The organism is Cupriavidus sp. BIS7, assembly GCF_000292345.1.
In the GTDB taxonomy this organism is placed as follows: domain Bacteria; phylum Pseudomonadota; class Gammaproteobacteria; order Burkholderiales; family Burkholderiaceae; genus Cupriavidus.
Genome location: NZ_ALOU01000035.1, coordinates 37,767 through 54,328, shown reverse-complemented (window position 1 = coordinate 54,328; position 16,562 = coordinate 37,767). Strand labels below are relative to the sequence as shown.

Sequence of the window (16,562 nt, the reverse complement as noted above, 5' to 3'; positions counted from 1 at the left end):
ATGCCCAGGCGCGATCCAGCTCTTCGCCGCAGCCAGAATCCCCCGATGACAGCAGGCAGGCGGCGGTTTTTCATCATTGCAGTCATCCTGCTGATTGCCGCGCTTGGCTGGTCGCTGGCGGCGGTTCTCAAGCCTGCCATCCAGCGCACGATTGTCATTACGACCGGGGCGGACAAGGGAATCTATCGCGGCTTTGCGGATCGCTACGCGCCCGTCCTGAAACGCGAAGGCATCACGCTTGATATCCGCAGTTCTTCCGGTTCGATCGAGAACTATGAGCGGCTGAAGAACCCGGATAGCGAATACGAGGTGGGATTTATCCAGTCAGGCACTGTCCCTCCGGACGAAACTGACGGGTTGGAGACCATCGCCGCCGTTTCCTATGAGCCGATCTGGGTGTTTTATCGTGGCGCCGCCACCCTGGACCGCCTGTCCCAACTGCAAGGAAAAAAGGTGTCCGTAGGCGTGCCCGGCAGCGGCCTGCTTCAGGTTGCCCGCGTATTGCTTGCGCATAGCGGCATTACCGCAGGGAATGCCACGCTGCTGCAGATGGATGCTGGCGCGGCATATCAGGGCCTCAAGAGCGGGCAGATCGACGCCGCCTTCTTTATTGGCAGGCCGGATGCGGAGATGCAGCAGACGCTGTTGAACAGCGATCTGAAGCTGATGAGCTTTGCGCAGGCCGATGCGCTGGTGCAGAAATTCCCGTCGCTCTCCAAGATTGTTTTCCCGCGCGCCTCAACCAGCATCGTCAACGATCTTCCGCAGCGTGATGTCACGCTGCTGGCCGCCAAGGCCCTGCTCGTATCCAAGGACACGCTGCACCCGGCTCTGGTCTACCTGCTGCTGGAAGCGGCCAAATCCGTCCACGGCGGCGAAGACTACTTCACGCCGCTCGGCACGTTTCCCAACCTGAACACCAACGAATTTCCCGTTTCCGAGGAAAGCACGCGCTTCTTCAAATCGGGCCGTCCGTTCCTGCAGAGGTATCTGCCATTCTGGCTTGCCAGCTTTGTCGAAAGACGCCTGCTGATCCTGGTCCCGTTCATGGCCCTGCTGCTGGGCTTTCTGCAGGCACTGCCGCGTCTGGCGGAATCGCGGATCAAGAGCCGGCTCGTGGTCTGGTATCGCGAAATCAAGGCGCTGGAGGACGAAATATGGAGAAGCGGGCAGCCCACGCGGCAGCAGATTGCGCAGTGGCGCGATGAAATCGAGCAGATCGACGCGCACGCCAGCCAGATACAGATGCCGCAGCGCTATTTTCAGGATGTCTACGCCCTCAAGCAGGCCATCGCCGTCGTGCGGAACCGGATCCTGCAAGCGGCCGAGAAGGTGAAGGAGTAGGGGAGCCGGTCCCGGCGCCAGCGCATTTTTTGCCTACACTTACTGCGAGCAGTTGCCATATGCCGATGTGGCGCTGCGAGCCGTTCCGATTGGAAGTCCGGAACAGGTCGAGACCGCAGTCTTGCGTTTGGGTGCAACAATGCTGGCCGCCTCTGATCGTGATGGCTCCGAAGGCCGCGACCGAACCTTGCTGTACTTCGGCTGGCTGACGCTGTTTGTCTACCTGGCAACGCCGGCCGGCGCCCTTGTCGATATCCAGACGTCGTACCTGCTCAAGAACCAGTTGCACGCCACGGCGACGCAGATTTCCACATTCCGGCTCGTGACGGGCATCCCCGTGTACGTCGCGTTCGTCTTCGGTCTCGTGCGCGACCAGTGGAGCCCGCTGGGATTGCGCGATCGCGGCTACTTCCTGATCTTCGCGCCGGTTACTGCGGTGGCGTGCATCTGGATGGTGCACCTGCGGTTCTCGTACGCGGGATTGCTGACCGGGACGCTGGTGGCCATGCTGTCGTTCCGGTTCGTCGCGGCCGCGTACCAGGGGTTGATCGCGCTGGTGGGCCAGGAGAAGCTCATGTCCGGCCGCCTGAGCGCGCTATGGAACGTGGTGGGTTCCGTGCCGGTCGTGGCGGGAGCGTTCGCGTCCGGCTATGTGTCGGATCATCTTCCGCCGCAGGAGGCCTTCTTCCTGGTGGCGATGATCAATCTGCTGATTGCCGCGCTGGCGATCTGGAAGCCAGCCTCGGTATTCCGCCGGGTCTACGAAGCGCCGCAAGCGCGGGCTACCGATTTCGTCGGGAATGTCAGGCGGCTGCTCAGGCACAGGGCTGTCTATCCCGCGGTGCTGATCTGCTTTCTATGGAACTTCGCCCCCGGAGCGGCTACGCCGCTGCAGTTCTATCTGGCCAACGAGCTGCATGCATCGGACTCGATCTACTCGTACTACAACGGGATCTTTGCCGCTGCGTTTGTGCCGACGTTCCTGCTATATGGCTACCTGTGCAAAAGGGTGGCGCTGAACAAGCTGCTGTGGTGGGGGACGATCGTCGCCGTGCCGCAGATGATTCCGCTGGCATTCATTCGCTCCGCAGATCTGGCCCTGGTACTTGCGGCGCCGATCGGGCTGATGGGCGGCATCGCCACGGCGGCGTACCTGGACCTTGCCATGCGGTCGTGTCCGCCTGGCCTGCAAGGCACGTTGATGATGCTGGTGGATGGCGTGCTGGCGCTGTCCGGGCGTGCGGGCGATCTGCTGGGGTCATGGATCTACAACAGCGACGCCGCACACGGATTTGCCTACTGCGTCATCGCGACCACCGCCGTGTACGCCCTGATCCTGGCCGTGATTCCGCTGACGCCGAAAGCATTGATTGCCACCAGGGATGGCGAGCAGGCTGCAGGCGCCGAAGCCGGGCTGCCGAACGAGAGCCGGGAAGCCAAGCCTACATAGACGCGATTGCACGGATCAATCTGGTGAACTATAGTCGGCCCGCATTGCCGAGGTTATCGAACGACTTCATCAAGAGCGCCAGGCGCACCAACAAGGACGATAAGGGACCATGAAGATCACCGTTGAAACCACCGTTGCAGCCCCGATTGAAAACGTATGGCGTGCCTACACGACGCCGGAAGACATCAAGCAGTGGAACGCCGCGTCTGCCGACTGGCACACGACGGCCGCCACGGTCGATTTGCGCGAGGGTGGCGCCTTTTCCTCGCGGATGGAGGCAAAGGACGGCAGCATGGGGTTCGATTTCGCCGGGACCTATACGAAGATCGTTGAAAACAAACGGATCGAGTACGCCTTTGGGGACCGGAATGCCCAGGTCGAGTTTCTCGATGCGCCATCGGGTGTGACGGTGCGTGTGAGCTTCGACGCCGAAACGGTGTACCCGGTCGAGCAGCAACAACAAGGGTGGCAGGCCATCCTGAACAATTTCAAGCGGTACGTCGAATCGCACTGACGAGGCACTGCCTGCGGGCTTTGTCTGCCCGCCCCTGGCTTCTGATTGCTGCATGGCAGCATGTCTTCCCTATGGCCTCGCGCGATCGTGACACTATGATGTAGCGAAGCGGGAATGTGCCTGATTCCTCAACTTTTTGATCGGCACGGCGCGTCCTGCGCGGTAGCCGGTCGGGCGGGTTGCAGTCGCGTGCACCGGAGAACACATCTCCCTCCTTCGAGGAGCACAAGAAAATGGCGACCACCCCGACCGATGCTCCCATACGTCGCATGCCTTTCCTGAAAGGGCTGTTGCCAATCAACCGGGCGCAATTGCCGCACGACGTCGTCGCCGGCATTACGCTGGCGGCGCTCGGGATTCCGGAGGTGATGGGGTACACCAAGATCTCGGGCACACCGACCGTCACGGGTCTCTACACGATATTGCTGCCCCTTGTGGCATTTGCACTGCTGGGGGCGTCGCGACACCTGGTTGTTGCGGCCGATTCGGCTACTGCCGCCATCCTTGCCAGTTCCCTGGTAGCGGTGGCCGCGCTGGGCAGCCCGGAGTATGTCGGTCTTACCAGTGAGGTGGCGCTGGCCGTTGCCGTCCTGCTTGTGCTCGCGCGGGTGCTTCGCCTTGGCTTTCTTGCGGATTTCCTGTCGCGCAGCGCGCTGATCGGCTTCCTCACGGGCGTCGGCATACAGGTCGCCGTTGGGGAGCTTTCCGGGCTGTTCGGGCTGGCCAAACAAGGACACGGGCCGCTCCTTCAACTTGCATCGGTATTTCAGCGGCTTGGCGAGTTAAGCCTGGTCACGACCGTGCTCTCGTTCTCGGTGCTGGCGGTGATCCTTGGCTGCAAGCGCTTCGTGCCACGCGCTCCGGGCGCGCTGATTGCCGTGATTGGCTCGATAGTCGGCAGTGTGGTATTCAATTTCTCGCAGCATGGCATCGAGGTCATCGGCAAGGTGCCCAGCGGATTGCCGTCGCTGTCATTGCCGCCGTTGCATCCTGCACATATGGAGCAGGTACTGGTGACCGCCGCCTCCTGTTTCATCGTCATCATCGCGCAGAGTGCGGCAACTGCCCGGGCCTATGCCAACCGCTACAACGAGCGTGGCGACGACAACCTCGACATCGTCGGCCTTGCCGGTGCAAATGCGGTGGCTGCGCTAACCGGGACATTCGTCGTCAACGGCAGCCCGACCAAGACGGAGATGGTTGATGATGCTGGCGGGAGAACTCAGTTCGCCCACCTGACCACGGCCGTCATCGTGCTGCTGGTGCTGCTGTTCCTGACCGGGCCGCTGAGCTTCCTGCCGGCTGCGGTGCTGTCCGCAATCGTCTTCATGATCGGCGTGAAGCTGATCGACGTGAAAGGCATGACCGAGCTGTTTCGCGTGCAGAAGGATGAGTTTCTCATCGCGCTGATCACTGCCGGTGTGGTGGTGTTTGTCGACGTCATGCATGGCATCCTGGCCGCGGTGCTGCTGTCGCTGCTTGACCATACGCGCTACAGCTACCGGCTGCGCACCCGTGTGCTGACGCCGCATCCGAGCGGCCACTGGGATGCACACCAGGTGGCGCCGGACCTGTTTGCGGCCCCGGGCATCGTTGCGTATCGCTTCGAGGCGGATGTCTTCTATGCAAACTCGGGCCGCTTCATGGAGGAAGTCCTGAAACTCGTCGAGCAGACGAATGCACCGGTGAAGTGGGTGGTCATCGATGCTTCCGAGATCTTCAATATCGACTATACCGCTGGCAAGACACTGCAGCAGCTTCGCGAGGAGCTGGAGCGGCGTGGCGTAGGTATCGCCACGGTTGCCGTACCTGAAGGCGTACTGGAAGAACTGGAGACTTATCGCGCGCTTGCCGGGGAACCCGGACATCACCGGATGTTCTTGACCGTGGAGGAGGCGGTGGTGGTCCTCCGTGACGTGCAGCCGCCGAGCCCCGCGCCCACACCTGCACCCCCCGCCAAGCCGGCGTGAGATGCTCGATAAGCGCTCCCTCTCAGCGCCCCGCGAACATGCGGACGCCAAGTCCAATCAGCAGTGTCCCCACTACGGTATCCAGCGCGGCCTTGCGCCGCAGCAGGAACCGGTGAACGGTGGGGTGCGACGCGAGCAGCGCCACCCCGCAGTACCAGGCGCATGACACGCCGGCCGAGATCGCAATGACCGCGATGTTGAACCACACCGGCGCATGTGCGGGAACCATCAGGGCGAAGATGCTTCCGTAGAACGCGACGGCCTTGGGGTTCGTCATGCTGACGACATACCCCTTCTTCGCGGCAGCCCAACCGGAGGAGACCGCGCGTGCGGGTGCGTTCAGCGGCTTGCGCGCCGCGCAGATCATCTTCGTACCAAGCCAGACCAGATAGGCCGCGCCGGCAATCCGCAGCACCGTGCCGATCCAGGTGACATGCGTGACGATCAGGCTCAGGCCTGCTATCGCGATCAGTGCCCAGGTGCCTGATGCCGCGGCGAGTCCGAGGCCCGTCACCACGCCGGCCCGCCGGGACGCGATTGCCGTCGATGTGACGATCACGAAGTTCGGACCCGGGCTGGCGACGCTCAGCAGCATGACACCAGTGAGTGCGAGCAGGGTGTTGACGTGGTCCATGATGTGTTCTCAGCTGTACGCAGCGAGGTGGAACCCGAGGTGGAACCCGAGGTGGAGCCCGAGGTGGAGCCGATCGGCGCGACGATTGCTGCCTCTTGCCGCAATCGTACAGGCAACTTGCACGCTGCAGCGCTTGCGGCAGTGCAGCATACTCCCTTACTGCCTTACGCAATGGCGACACTATGATGTAACCAGGGCGGAGTCACGCTGGCCGCACGCGACGCGCCGACAACGCCCGCGCCGGTCGGCAAGACGGCCTGAGAAGCACGTTTAACGTGTCTGTTCATCGAAGAAGAGCCCGCCATGCCAAAGACCGTCGAGACTCCGCATCGCGAAGCGTCACAACAACACGTCGAGCCGCATGCCGGTACCGTGCCCGAGGACGTTGCCGGGCTGTTTGGCGGCCGCGGCTCACGGGCATCGCGCCGTGCCGCCGGAAAGGCCGAACGCCAGCGCGTACCGCGCGCGCAGTTCGCAACGTGTACCGTGGAGGATCGGGACCCTGTCGCCCTGATCGAGGCTTCGAATAGCGGCCGCGTGCCGAACCTGATTCCGATCCGCTATGGCCGCATGGTGGCGAATCCGTTTGCGTTCTATCGCGGGGCCGCGCCGCTGATGGCATTCGACCTGTCCAGGCTGCCGTGTACCAACATCATCGTGCAGTTGGGCGGCGATGCCCACCTGGCAAACTTCGGCCTGTTTGCCAGCCCCGAGCGCCGCATCCTGTTCGGGCCCAACGACTTCGACGAAACGCTGCCGGGGCCATTCGACTGGGATGTGCGCAGGCTGGCCGCATCGTTTGCCATTGCCGCGCGCGAACGCGGTCTTGGCGCGCGCGAGCAGCGCGCAATCGTTCAGCGGTTGTGCGCGACATTCCGCCAATGCATGGCCGAGTTCAGCGCCATGGACACGCTCGATGTCTGGTACTACCAGTTCGGGGCCGAAAACATTCTGGCCATTGCCGACACGGTTCTCGAGCGCAAGAAGGAACAGGCGGTGATCAGCAAGGCCAGGCAGCAATCGTCGCGGCTCGTCCTGGCCCATGGTACGGAAATGGTCAACGGCCGGCTGCGCATCAAGGAGGTGCCGCCGCTGGTCTGCCACTTCCCCATGGGAAATCGCAAGGAGGCGAAGCAGTTCAACGACATGGTCAGGCGCTTCTTTGCCGAGTATCGGCTGTCGCTGCTCGGATCGCAGCGCTCGCTGTTCGATCGCTACGAGATGGTCGACATGGCGGTGCGCGTGGTCGGCGTGGGGTCGGTTGGCACGCGCTGCTATGAGGCGCTATTCATGGCCGATGGGAAGAGCCCGCTCTTTCTGCAGGTCAAGGAAGCGCGTGCGTCGGTACTGGAAGGTTACTTGCCGGCGAGCAAGTTTTCCAACCACGGCGAGCGCGTGGTCAATGGGCAGCGCCTGCTGCAGTCGGCCAGCGACATTTTCCTTGGCTGGTCCAGGACACGCGCGGACGGCAACGATTTTTATGTGCGTCAGTTGCGCGACATGAAAGGCGCGTTCGACTTCAGCACGTTTGATGCCGAGGACTTCAGCGAGTACGCAGTGTCCTGCGGCCACGCACTCGCCCATTCGATGGCGAAAGCGGGCGACCCGGCGTTGATTTGCGGATATCTCGGAAAGTCAGACGCATTCGACGAGGCAATTCAACAGTTCGCGCTTGCGTACGCCGATCGCAACGAGGCCGACTGGGAGGCCTTGAAGGCGGCAGTGAAGGCGGGCCGGGTACAAGCGCAGAAGGAATGAGCATGAGCGGGATGGCGCGGGCGGAGGATTTCGATCGGGGTCTTGCCAGGCATCCATCCCTTATCAGGAGACAAACATGATTACGCTTGCATTGTTCGCCCGACTGGAGGCCAAGCCAGGCAAGGAGCAGGCCGTGGCCGAATTTCTTCAGGCAGGGCTCGCCATGGCAAACAACGAGGCCACCACACCGATCTGGTTCGCGCTGCAGTTGGGGCCATCAACGTTCGGCATATTTGATGCGTTCACTGATGAGGCCGGCAGGCAGGCGCATCTGAATGGCCCGATTGCCCAGGCTCTGATGGCGAAAGCGGCCGATTTGCTGGCCATTCCGCCGTCGATTGAACCGATTACGGTGCTCGGCATGAAAAACGCGCGCACGTAAGTGCGCACCGGGTGCGGGGTCGCCGCCGGCAGTCACCACGCGGCCAAAGGGGCGGAGCGTGGTGCGTGTAACGGTCTATACTGATTTTTCGTTTCAGTTCGCCAGGATCTGCAATGAACTCGCCAGTCATCAAGCCTGCCACGGAGCGTGTGTTCTATTTCCCTACCAGTGCGGATGCCGTTGACAAGACGAAGCCCGCCGACCGGAAGGGTGACAGGAAAGAAGCGAAAACCAAGTCCGGAGCCGCCAAGGCCGCGAGGGGAAAGCCTGAGAAGGCACGAGCAGAGTCGCGAGCGAAACCGCCGAAAAAGGCGTCTGCGCCAAAACCGGAAAAGGTGGTGCGGGACAGGTTCACGATGCCGAAGTCGGACTATCGGAAGCTTGCCGAACTGAAGGAACGCTGCCTGGCAGCAGGTGTGCATATCAAGAAGAGCGAAATCCTGCGGGCAGGGCTGTTGGTCTTGACCAGGAAGGGGCCGAAGCAACTGGTTGCCGCGGTCACGAAGGTCGAAGCTGTCAAGGCCGGGCGCCCGCCCAAGACATAGCTCGTCGCTCGACCGATTTTCAGACCGATTTTCAGACCGATTCTCAGATCGATTGTTCGTCGGATCCCATCTGTAAGGGTGCCTGCCTGGCGATGGTGGCCAGATGCTCCAGCTTTGCCATGGCCAGTGAAAGGGCTTCCGAACTGTCGGAGCATGGCTTGCCGGCACGGAAAACCGCTTGCACCATACCGACCAGCGTGTGATGACGGGCCAGAACGAAACCTTGGCTCAGGCCGCCGCTGGTCAACTGCGTGTAGGCCCGAAAGTCGTAATAGCCGACCCTCCTGAAGAGGTCTTGCTCCGGTTCGATCACGGTGTCGCGGGCTGGAAGTGGGTTACGTGGCACACGTGCGTGCCTGTCACGCTTGCGTTTGCCCCAACTGAGCCAGCGTGTCTTGTCAGATTACACACCGTGCGCCGCTGAGACAACAGACAACCGCTTGAACCGGCCAATCAAACTGCAGCTGACGCATTCGACGCAGACCAACACCCTCGATAGCGATTAGTATTGGCGTCTTGCCCGATACACCGATACGCCAATACGCCGGGCAGCGCCAACAGGGAGACACCATGTGCCATATGCGTCGAACCGGTCTGGGCATCATGCTGGCCGCCATGATTGTGAGCGGCTCTGCGAGCCATGCCGAGGGGCCAGCCACCGGCATGGCCGGTGCCGACGGAAGGCCGCAGTGGCAGCGTGTGCATCTGGGTAGCGGTGCGGGATACGACTTCCCTGTCTATGCCAACCATCCATTGGGCGGCAACATGAACGGCATTCGCGAGGTCGTGTTCGTGCAGCACGGCCTGCAGCGCAACGGCGACGACTACTATGCGGCCGGTGCCGAGCTATTGAAGGCGAGCGGGCGCAATCCGGACGAGGTATTGCTGATCGCGCCGAATTTCCCCGGCACACCGGACGGCGCCAAGCACTTCGACAACATGCCCGTATGGACCGTACAGGGCTGGATCGGCGGCGAGGATGCAGTCGCGGGGCCCGGTGCCGGCGTCAGTTCGCTGCAGGTACTTGACGATCTGGTGGCCTACGTCACGGACAAGTCCCGCTTTCCCGCCATTACGAAGGTGACAGTGGCCGGTCATTCCGGCGGAGCCCAGATCGTGCATCGGTACGCTGTGCTCAACAACGTCGACGAAAAGGTGCGCGCGCGCGGCATCGACTTGCGCTACGTGGTGGCCAATCCTTCGTCCTATCTGTATTTCACGCCGGAACGTCCCATTGCGCCGGACTACTCGCGCTTCGGCGCGTACAGCACGGCCGTCTGTCCCGATTACGACAAGTATCGCTACGGCATGCAGGACATGGTGCCGTACGCAAGGGGCGCCGCCCCCATGGCGCTGTATCGCCGCTATATGCAGCGCCAGGTGACCTACATGGTTGGCAGTGAAGACAACGATCCGAATCACCGCGTGCTGGACAAGGCGTGCGGCGCGGAGGCGGAGGGGCCGACGCGGTTGCAGCGCGCACGCGGTTACTGGCGCTATGAGCGCCATCTGGCCACACCGGGGTTGGCCAGCAGCCATCGCGCGTTCGAGGTGGTCGGGGTGGGGCACGACCAGGCGCGCATGTTTGGCTCCCAATGCGGGGCGCAGGCGGTATTCGGCACGGACCCGGCGGCCAATGCAAAGGGCGCGGCATGTCGCGCGCCGCAGGTGTAAGGCGCAGGTGTAAGGCGGTCGCGCCTGCTCAGGCAGGTGCGCGTAGCGCGAGGTTCAGTTGGTCCACGGCCTCCGCCCAGTCTGCATCCTCGACAAACTCGTCGCGCAGCAGGGCCGCCTGTGCCGGTGTCCAGAACGTTGCGTCCCAAAGCTCAACGTCTTGCGGAAGCGGCGAATGCTTCGCAATGAACGCGCGAATGTCTGTTTCGCCGGAAGGCAGGCCGAGCTGCGCAAACAGGTCGGCAAAGCAATGAAATGGGGTATCCATGTGAAAGCTCCAGGTGAGCCGCGTGGCAGCGAAACAGGAAAGCCCGCCGCAGGGCCGGGCTATTACAAGATAGCAGCGCGCGCGGTTACCGGAGCAATCGATTAGGGCAGCATGTGGGTATCGCCGGCAGCCTGCGGTGGCAGCTTGATTACCAGCGACTTGAATTCGCCGCTGGTAGCGACCGAACCCGCGTGCGCAGCGCCCTTCGGAATGATGATCAGATCGCCGGGGCCGACCTCGCGCTGTTCATTGCCGAGCCAGAACGTGCCCTTGCCGGCAATGACGTACTGGATTTCATCGGCGCTGGTGTGGTAGTGCTTCGGAACGTTGCCCACCTGTACCCCGACGGTCCCCTGCGGCGTTGCCACAAGCCCTTTCGTACGCAACGTGCCCATGTTGGGAACCTGCGGCCCGATGTCCTCATCGGACATGGCCACCAGGTTGATGATCTGCGGCGCCAGCGCAGCGGGAGGGGTTTGCGCGTGGGCTGGCGGCAGCCCGATGTTGGCGGCAAGGTAGCCGCAGGCAAAAGCAACCGGGACGGCGACAACGGCGGCACGAGCGGCAAAGCGATGCATTTTTTTCTCCCTTTGGCTGGTCTGCGGCGTGTAATACGGCTGGATTGTCTCACCGGGAACCGCGCCCAGAATCGAGGGGAAACCCGCGAGCACTGCATCGGTTGCGGGTGGGTTGCGGGTGGGTTGGGCCATTCGGGGGTAATGCATCGAAGCCCCCGGTAAAGACCGTTCAACCCTTCGTCGTTCGCCGTGCCGGGATGGGCGCTGGCTGCTGGGCCTGCAGGCCCGCCAGAAAGATGTCGCAAGCGCGCCGGGCCAGCACGATATGGTCGATCGGCTCGTCCACGCCCGGTTCGAACTCAAGGCGCCGGTCCAGCACCAGCAGCGCAAGTCCGTGCGCCAGGCCCCAGGCCGACATGACCTCCGCCGTGGCCGGGGGTTCGATGCCCAGTGCGGCTACCATGCGCCGCACCACGTCCAGCGCCTGATAACCGGCGTGCGCCATCTCGGGGTGGTCCGCCTTGCGCAACTCCGGCCCGAACATCAGGCGGTAGACGGCTGGCTCCTCCACCGCGAACGCCAGGTATGCTTCTATCAATGCGCCAAAGCGGCGCGCCGGCGCGGAACGGCTTGGCAGAGCATCGAAACGGGCATGCAGGCGCTCGAATCCGCGCGTGGCAAGGTCCACCAGCAGGGCTTCCCGGTTCGCGTAGTGCCGGTACAGCGCGGCGTGCGAAACCCCGACGCCGCGCGCCACTTCGCGCAGGCTCACCTCCGCCACGCCGCGCGTCTTGAGAATGCGCTCGGCCTCGACCCGGGCGGCAGCCTGCAAGTCGCCGTGGTGATAGCGCGTCGCCTTGGCGCGCGTTTCTCCTACCTTTTCTCCTGCCTTTTCTCCTGCTGTCATTGCGTTCCCGTCTTGACGCGTTTGCGCCGGCAGGCGCCATTTTCGCCCTGCGCGCCGCCTTGGCTTGATGTTTCCGATGCTGCCCCAGCCGGTATTTGGCGGGTAGTTGTTCGCCCGATTGACAGCAATTCAGGCTGTTGCTATTTTCCATGTTTCCACTGGAAACATCTGTGGTGGCGGGTACGACACCTGCCTGACTTCCGAACAACCCTACCTGAATGGATTCGCCGTCCCGCACCGGACCAGGGCGATTCTACTGCGCGAGGCATACATGGTGACGCGAAGAACATTCCTGCTTGGTGGCGCGGGCGCGCTGGGCGTGCTGGCCATCGGCTGGTCGGTGATGCCGCCGCGGCAGCGGCTGGTTACCGATGCCCCGTTGCCGGTGCCAGGCGCACAAGGTGCACAAGGCACACAAGGCGCGCAGGTGCCGCTCAATGGCTGGGTCAGGATTGCCCCCGACAACACCGTCACGGTGATGATGAGCAAGTCCGAGATGGGGCAGGGTGTGTACACCGGGCTGGCCATGCTGCTGGCCGAGGAGCTTGACGCCGACTGGTCCCAGGTGAGGGTTGCGCAGTCTCCCATCGACAAGATCTACAACAACCTGGCCGCCATGGTGGATGGCCTGCCGTTCCACCCCGACGACCACGGCGCCCTCAAGCGCGCTGCGGGCTGGATGACCGGCAAGCTGATGAGAGAGGTCGGCACGATGATGACGGGCGGCTCGTCCAGCATCAAGGACCTGTGGCTGCCGATGCGCGAAGCCGGTGCCGCCGCGCGCTACATGCTGATTGGCGCCGCTGCCGCCCAGTGGCAGGTGCCCGCAACGGAATGCCGCGCCGAAGCCGGGAAGGTGCTGCACAGCTCCGGCAAATCCGCCAGCTTCGGCGAACTTGCCGCGCTGGCCGCCCAACAGAAACAGCCCGCACAGGTAACGCTCAAGGCACCCTCCGCATTCAAGCTGATCGGCCAGCCGCTGCGCCGTATCGAAGCCGCCGCCAAGCTGGATGGGTCGGCGCGTTTTGGCATCGATGCGCTGCCGGAGGGGCTGCTCTACGCCAGCGTCACCATGTGCCCGACGCTCGGAGGCACGGTGGCGCACTTCGACGGCACCGCTGCAGCCAAGCTGCCCGGCGTGGTCAAGGTGATATCCGTGGACCCGCACAACGGCGGCAGCGGCGGCGTGGCGGTGATCGCCAATACGCCGTTTCATGCGATGCGTGCGCTCAAGCAGGTCGTTGTCGAGTGGAATCACGGCCCCGCTGCCGGTGTATCGAGCGAAGGCATCCGCAAGCAACTGGCGCAGACGCTGGACAAGGCCGAGGGCCACGCCTACTACACCCACGGCGACGTCGACGCCGCCATGTCCAAGGCGGCCCGGACCATTACCGCCGAGTATCACGCGCCGTACCTCGCCCACGCGGCGCTGGAACCGGCCAACTGCACGGTGCTGCTCAAGGATGGCAGGGCCACCGTGTGGGCGTCGACGCAGGTGCCGCGCATCGCGCGGGACCAGGCGGCAAAGGTCCTTGGCCTGCCTGCAGACAAGGTCGATCTCGAGGTGCAGTTGCTCGGCGGCGGCTTTGGCCGGCGCCTGGAGGCCGACTACGTCTCGCAGGCCGCCGCCATTGCGCGCGAAGCCGAAGGCCGGCCCGTGCAGACCATCTGGTCGCGCGAAGAGGATATTCGGCACGACTTCTATCGTCCGGCCTGTGTCTCGCGGTTCCAGGCGGGGCTGGATGCCGACGGAAAGCTGACGGCATGGCGCAACACTTCGGCCGGTCAGGCCATCATGCCGAACGTGCTGAAGCGCGCGTTCGGGCTGCCCGGCGCGGGTCCGGACAAGACCACCATCGAAGGCGCGTTCGACCAGCCTTACGAATGGCCGAACGCGCGAATTGCGCATGAGATTGTCGATCTGCCGGTGCCGGTGGGCTTCTGGCGCTCGGTAGGCCATTCGCACCAGGCGTTTTTCAAGGAAAGCTTCGTGGACGAAGTGGCCGCCGCTGCGAAGCAGGATCCGGTGGCCTTTCGCGCCAGCCTGCTGGCAAGCCACCCGCGCCACCTGGCCGTGCTGCGGCGTGCTGCCGAACTGGCCGGCTGGGGCAAACCGCTGGCACCCGCCGCCGACGGCGCGGCGCGCGCGCGCGGCATCGCCCTGCATCAGTCGTTTGGTTCGATCGTGGCCCAGGTGGCCGAGGTTTCGCTCGACGCGCAGAAGCAGATTCGCGTGCACCGGGTGGTATGCGTGAATGATTGCGGCATGGCGCTCAATCCCAACCTGATTCGCCAGCAGATGGAAAGCGCGATCATCTTTGGCCTGTCGGCGGCGCTGTATGGCGATATTTCGATCGTCGACGGCAAGGTCCAGCAGAGCAACTTCCATGACTACCAGGTTCTGCGCATGGACGCCTGTCCGGTGATCGAGACTGACATCATCGCCAGCCAGGAATCGCCCGAAGGCGTCGGCGAGCCGGGCACCCCGCCAATCGCGCCTGCCGTGTCCAACGCCCTGTTCGCCCTGACCGGCCAGCGCCTGCGCGCGCTGCCCTTGAAGCTGGCCTGAGCGCCACCCTATACCGGAGTTAGATATGTCCGCATTGAACATCAATGGCAAGGCAGTAGAAGTGCGGGCCGAGCCCGACACCCCGCTGCTGTGGGTAATCCGCGGGGAACTCGGGCTGACCGGCACGAAATTCGGTTGCGGCATGGCGCTGTGCGGCGCGTGTACCGTGCACCTCGATGGTGAGCCGGTACGCTCGTGCGTGACGCCGATCGCCGCCGTCGGCACGCGCGCGGTTACCACCATCGAAGGCCTGCAGGGCGCTGAAGCACAGGCGCTGCGCGCGGCGTGGACGGAGCAGGACGTGGTGCAGTGTGGCTACTGCCAGAGCGGCCAGATCATGTCCGCGTGCGCGCTGCTCAAGCGCACGCCGCACCCGAGCGATGCGGATATCAACGCCGCGATGTCCGGCAATATCTGCCGCTGCGGCACCTATCCGCGCATCCAGGCAGCAATCCGGCAAGCCGCTGGCTCGAAGTAACGCCGCGCCGGTCCCCGCCCGGCAGGCGCCAGGGCGGGGCATTTTGCCGACAGGCCTGTTTGAAGGCCGGAATGCCCGCAATACCGTTCCCGCCACAACGTTCTATGCTTGATAGGCGGGTGTACCGGGCGCATTACCCAGCCGGGCTCGTACCACCGCGATTCTCACCTTTCCAGTCACGGCACAGGAAGCAGGCGGTGACGACATGAACCGGGTTCTCGCAATGGTCGCGTTGTGCAGCGTGATGGCTGCCTGCGTGTCGACGGGTGTCGACGTCCAGCCGGAGCAGCTTGCGAACTTCATTCCCGGTTTTTCCACCATCGATGATGTGACGGGCCAGCTTGGAGCGCCCACATCAACGGCGACGCTGAGCAATGGGTCGACAATACTGGTCTATTCGTTTGCGGCGTCCAAGCCGCATCCCGAAAGCTTTGTTCCGTTCATTGGCCCGCTATTCGCCGGCGGTGAGATCCGGTCGTCGACCGCGCTGTTCGAGTTCGACCGGGACGGCATTCTCAGAAGCGAGCGCAGGACGAGTTCTACCGGTGCGTCGGGTTTGAGCGTATTGCCTTCGAGCAACGGGCATCAGGATTGATAGGCGATTCGGCGGAGGCCACCGGACCATGCGCAATCCACACCTTAGGCCCGGCACGTTGTGGCCGCTCATCGAGCAACGGACGACGCATGCGCTGCGTACCGGGGCGTTGTGCCCGATCGAGACGGTCGAGTCGTCGATCGATGATGGCGGTGTGCGCTTCCTGGTTCGCCAGGTGTCGAGCCTGGCTCGCAAGGAAAAAGCACGCGGGGCGGGCAACGACGGCGGCAATCCATTCCTGCCCTACGACCCGGACCTGTTTGTTGCGGACATCTCCGATAGCCATGTGGCCTTGCTCAACAAGTTCAACGTCATCGCGCATCATCTGCTCATCGTGACCCGTCGCTTCGAGGCGCAGGAATCGCTACTGAACGTGGCGGACTTTGCGGCGCTGCTGGCCTGCATGGGGGACTTTCAGAGCCTGGGCTTCTACAACGGCGGGAAGGCTGCCGGAGCGAGCCAGTCGCACAAGCATCTGCAGATCGTGCCGCTGCCGTTCGCCGAGGCCGGCCCGGCCTTGCCGATTGGGCCGTTGCTGGAATCCGCACGGATTGCGGGCGACATTGGCACTGTCCCGGGGCTGGCATTTGCGCATGTGTTTGCGCCACTGGATATATTTGCGGCGCCCGTGCACGATGCGGCGAGCACCGCGTGCGAGCGCTACCGTGCATTGCTCGATGCCGCTGGTGTGCATGTGGTAGATGCAGATGACGGGCCGCGCCAATCCGCACCGTACAACCTGCTGGTTACGTCCGCAGGGCTGCTGCTGGTGCCAAGATCGACGGAGTTCGTGGAAGGCATCTCCATCAATGCACTGGGGTTTGCCGGCTCATTGTTTGTCCGCGATGCGGCACAGATGCGTGTTATCGAGAGGCTGGGGCCCATGAACCTGCTAAGGCAGGCTTCGGCGGCGGGGTAGGGCTTTACTTGCTGGGTGGGCAAATCTACTCGCCGCA

General features: G+C 63.4%; 17 protein-coding genes. 12 read left to right on the top strand and 5 right to left on the bottom strand.

Annotation, left to right across the window (positions count from 1 at the left end):
• The first annotated feature begins 45 nt into the window (after positions 1-45).
• From B552_RS0112890 to B552_RS0112875, 4 genes are all read left to right on the top strand, one after another.
• The gene (locus B552_RS0112890; RefSeq protein ID WP_019449439.1) at positions 46-1,344 is read left to right on the top strand and encodes a TAXI family TRAP transporter solute-binding subunit; all 1,299 of its coding nucleotides are present in this window, start codon (positions 46-48) and stop codon (positions 1,342-1,344) included.
• A 139-nt stretch (positions 1,345-1,483) separates the two neighbouring features.
• A complete protein-coding gene (locus tag B552_RS0112885; protein ID WP_019449438.1) occupies positions 1,484-2,794 on the top strand; it encodes an MFS transporter in 1,311 nt (436 codons plus the stop codon).
• Between the two features lie 109 nt (positions 2,795-2,903).
• On the top strand, positions 2,904-3,308 hold the full coding sequence (locus tag B552_RS0112880; protein ID WP_019449437.1) for an SRPBCC family protein: 405 nt from the start codon (positions 2,904-2,906) through the stop codon (positions 3,306-3,308).
• Between the two features lie 233 nt (positions 3,309-3,541).
• Positions 3,542-5,278, top strand: coding sequence for a SulP family inorganic anion transporter (locus B552_RS0112875; protein ID WP_157160245.1), 1,737 nt, complete (start codon positions 3,542-3,544; stop codon positions 5,276-5,278).
• A gap of 22 nt (positions 5,279-5,300) precedes the next feature.
• Here the strand turns inward: B552_RS0112875 and B552_RS0112870 are convergent, their stop codons facing one another.
• Complete coding sequence (locus tag B552_RS0112870; RefSeq protein WP_085958777.1) at positions 5,301-5,915, bottom strand: LysE family transporter; 615 nt, start codon at positions 5,913-5,915, stop codon at positions 5,301-5,303.
• Between the two features lie 300 nt (positions 5,916-6,215).
• On the opposite strand from B552_RS0112870, the gene B552_RS0112865 reads away from it, so the two are divergent.
• The 3 genes from B552_RS0112865 (at position 6,216) to B552_RS28435 (ending at position 8,597) form a co-directional block, all read left to right on the top strand.
• Entirely contained in the window at positions 6,216-7,670 is a 1,455-nt protein-coding gene (locus B552_RS0112865; protein ID WP_019449434.1) for a DUF2252 domain-containing protein, read from the top strand.
• A 76-nt stretch (positions 7,671-7,746) separates the two neighbouring features.
• Positions 7,747-8,052 carry a hypothetical protein gene (locus tag B552_RS0112860; protein ID WP_019449433.1) on the top strand — a complete coding sequence of 102 codons (306 nt, stop codon included), beginning with the start codon at positions 7,747-7,749 and terminating at the stop codon, positions 8,050-8,052.
• Positions 8,053-8,165: 113 nt separating this feature from the next.
• Complete coding sequence (locus tag B552_RS28435; RefSeq protein WP_026035607.1) at positions 8,166-8,597, top strand: hypothetical protein; 432 nt, start codon at positions 8,166-8,168, stop codon at positions 8,595-8,597.
• A gap of 43 nt (positions 8,598-8,640) precedes the next feature.
• Here B552_RS28435 and B552_RS0112850 read toward each other — a convergent pair whose 3' ends face one another.
• A complete protein-coding gene (locus B552_RS0112850; RefSeq protein ID WP_019449431.1) occupies positions 8,641-8,910 on the bottom strand; it encodes a hypothetical protein in 270 nt (89 codons plus the stop codon).
• Positions 8,911-9,167: 257 nt separating this feature from the next.
• Between B552_RS0112850 and B552_RS0112845 the strand changes: the two genes are divergently transcribed.
• Positions 9,168-10,271, top strand: coding sequence for an alpha/beta fold hydrolase (locus tag B552_RS0112845; RefSeq protein ID WP_019449430.1), 1,104 nt, complete (start codon positions 9,168-9,170; stop codon positions 10,269-10,271).
• Positions 10,272-10,299: 28 nt separating this feature from the next.
• Here B552_RS0112845 and B552_RS0112840 read toward each other — a convergent pair whose 3' ends face one another.
• The 3 genes from B552_RS0112840 to B552_RS27475 all read right to left on the bottom strand — a co-directional run bounded on the left by B552_RS0112840 (position 10,300) and on the right by B552_RS27475 (position 11,964).
• Positions 10,300-10,539 (bottom strand): DUF2789 domain-containing protein, encoded by a 240-nt coding sequence (locus B552_RS0112840; protein ID WP_019449429.1) that lies wholly within the window; start codon positions 10,537-10,539, stop codon positions 10,300-10,302.
• Between the two features lie 101 nt (positions 10,540-10,640).
• A complete protein-coding gene (locus B552_RS0112835) occupies positions 10,641-11,117 on the bottom strand; it encodes a cupin domain-containing protein (protein ID WP_019449428.1) in 477 nt (158 codons plus the stop codon).
• A gap of 169 nt (positions 11,118-11,286) precedes the next feature.
• Positions 11,287-11,964: a TetR/AcrR family transcriptional regulator gene (locus B552_RS27475; RefSeq protein WP_019449427.1), complete on the bottom strand. Its 678-nt coding sequence runs from the start codon at positions 11,962-11,964 to the stop codon at positions 11,287-11,289.
• A gap of 271 nt (positions 11,965-12,235) precedes the next feature.
• Here B552_RS27475 and B552_RS0112825 point away from each other — a divergent pair, with 271 nt between their 5' ends.
• From B552_RS0112825 to B552_RS0112810, 4 genes are all read left to right on the top strand, one after another.
• Positions 12,236-14,533, top strand: a complete 2,298-nt coding sequence (locus tag B552_RS0112825) for a xanthine dehydrogenase family protein molybdopterin-binding subunit (protein WP_019449426.1) — start codon at positions 12,236-12,238, stop codon at positions 14,531-14,533.
• 25 nt (positions 14,534-14,558) lie between these two features.
• The gene (locus B552_RS0112820) at positions 14,559-15,011 is read left to right on the top strand and encodes a (2Fe-2S)-binding protein (RefSeq protein ID WP_019449425.1); all 453 of its coding nucleotides are present in this window, start codon (positions 14,559-14,561) and stop codon (positions 15,009-15,011) included.
• Positions 15,012-15,216: 205 nt separating this feature from the next.
• Positions 15,217-15,606: a hypothetical protein gene (locus B552_RS0112815; RefSeq protein ID WP_026035606.1), complete on the top strand. Its 390-nt coding sequence runs from the start codon at positions 15,217-15,219 to the stop codon at positions 15,604-15,606.
• 28 nt (positions 15,607-15,634) lie between these two features.
• Entirely contained in the window at positions 15,635-16,525 is an 891-nt protein-coding gene (locus B552_RS0112810) for a phosphorylase (protein ID WP_019449423.1), read from the top strand.
• Positions 16,526-16,562 lie beyond the last annotated feature (37 nt).

What these genes read in the sequence shown, in the direction of transcription:
- B552_RS0112890 (WP_019449439.1), top strand. Translation starts at nt 46, where the DNA reads ATGACAGCAGGCAGGCGGCGGTTTTTCATCATTGCAGTCATCCTGCTG.
- B552_RS0112885 (WP_019449438.1), top strand. Translation starts at nt 1,484, where the DNA reads ATGCTGGCCGCCTCTGATCGTGATGGCTCCGAAGGCCGCGACCGAACC.
- B552_RS0112880 (WP_019449437.1), top strand. Translation starts at nt 2,904, where the DNA reads ATGAAGATCACCGTTGAAACCACCGTTGCAGCCCCGATTGAAAACGTA.
- B552_RS0112875 (WP_157160245.1), top strand. Translation starts at nt 3,542, where the DNA reads ATGGCGACCACCCCGACCGATGCTCCCATACGTCGCATGCCTTTCCTG.
- B552_RS0112865 (WP_019449434.1), top strand. Translation starts at nt 6,216, where the DNA reads ATGCCAAAGACCGTCGAGACTCCGCATCGCGAAGCGTCACAACAACAC.
- B552_RS0112860 (WP_019449433.1), top strand. Translation starts at nt 7,747, where the DNA reads ATGATTACGCTTGCATTGTTCGCCCGACTGGAGGCCAAGCCAGGCAAG.
- B552_RS28435 (WP_026035607.1), top strand. Translation starts at nt 8,166, where the DNA reads ATGAACTCGCCAGTCATCAAGCCTGCCACGGAGCGTGTGTTCTATTTC.
- B552_RS0112845 (WP_019449430.1), top strand. Translation starts at nt 9,168, where the DNA reads ATGTGCCATATGCGTCGAACCGGTCTGGGCATCATGCTGGCCGCCATG.
- B552_RS0112840 (WP_019449429.1), bottom strand. Translation starts at nt 10,539, where the DNA reads ATGGATACCCCATTTCATTGCTTTGCCGACCTGTTTGCGCAGCTCGGC.
- B552_RS0112835 (WP_019449428.1), bottom strand. Translation starts at nt 11,117, where the DNA reads ATGCATCGCTTTGCCGCTCGTGCCGCCGTTGTCGCCGTCCCGGTTGCT.
- B552_RS27475 (WP_019449427.1), bottom strand. Translation starts at nt 11,964, where the DNA reads ATGACAGCAGGAGAAAAGGCAGGAGAAAAGGTAGGAGAAACGCGCGCC.
- B552_RS0112825 (WP_019449426.1), top strand. Translation starts at nt 12,236, where the DNA reads ATGGTGACGCGAAGAACATTCCTGCTTGGTGGCGCGGGCGCGCTGGGC.
- B552_RS0112820 (WP_019449425.1), top strand. Translation starts at nt 14,559, where the DNA reads ATGTCCGCATTGAACATCAATGGCAAGGCAGTAGAAGTGCGGGCCGAG.
- B552_RS0112815 (WP_026035606.1), top strand. Translation starts at nt 15,217, where the DNA reads ATGAACCGGGTTCTCGCAATGGTCGCGTTGTGCAGCGTGATGGCTGCC.
- B552_RS0112810 (WP_019449423.1), top strand. Translation starts at nt 15,635, where the DNA reads ATGCGCAATCCACACCTTAGGCCCGGCACGTTGTGGCCGCTCATCGAG.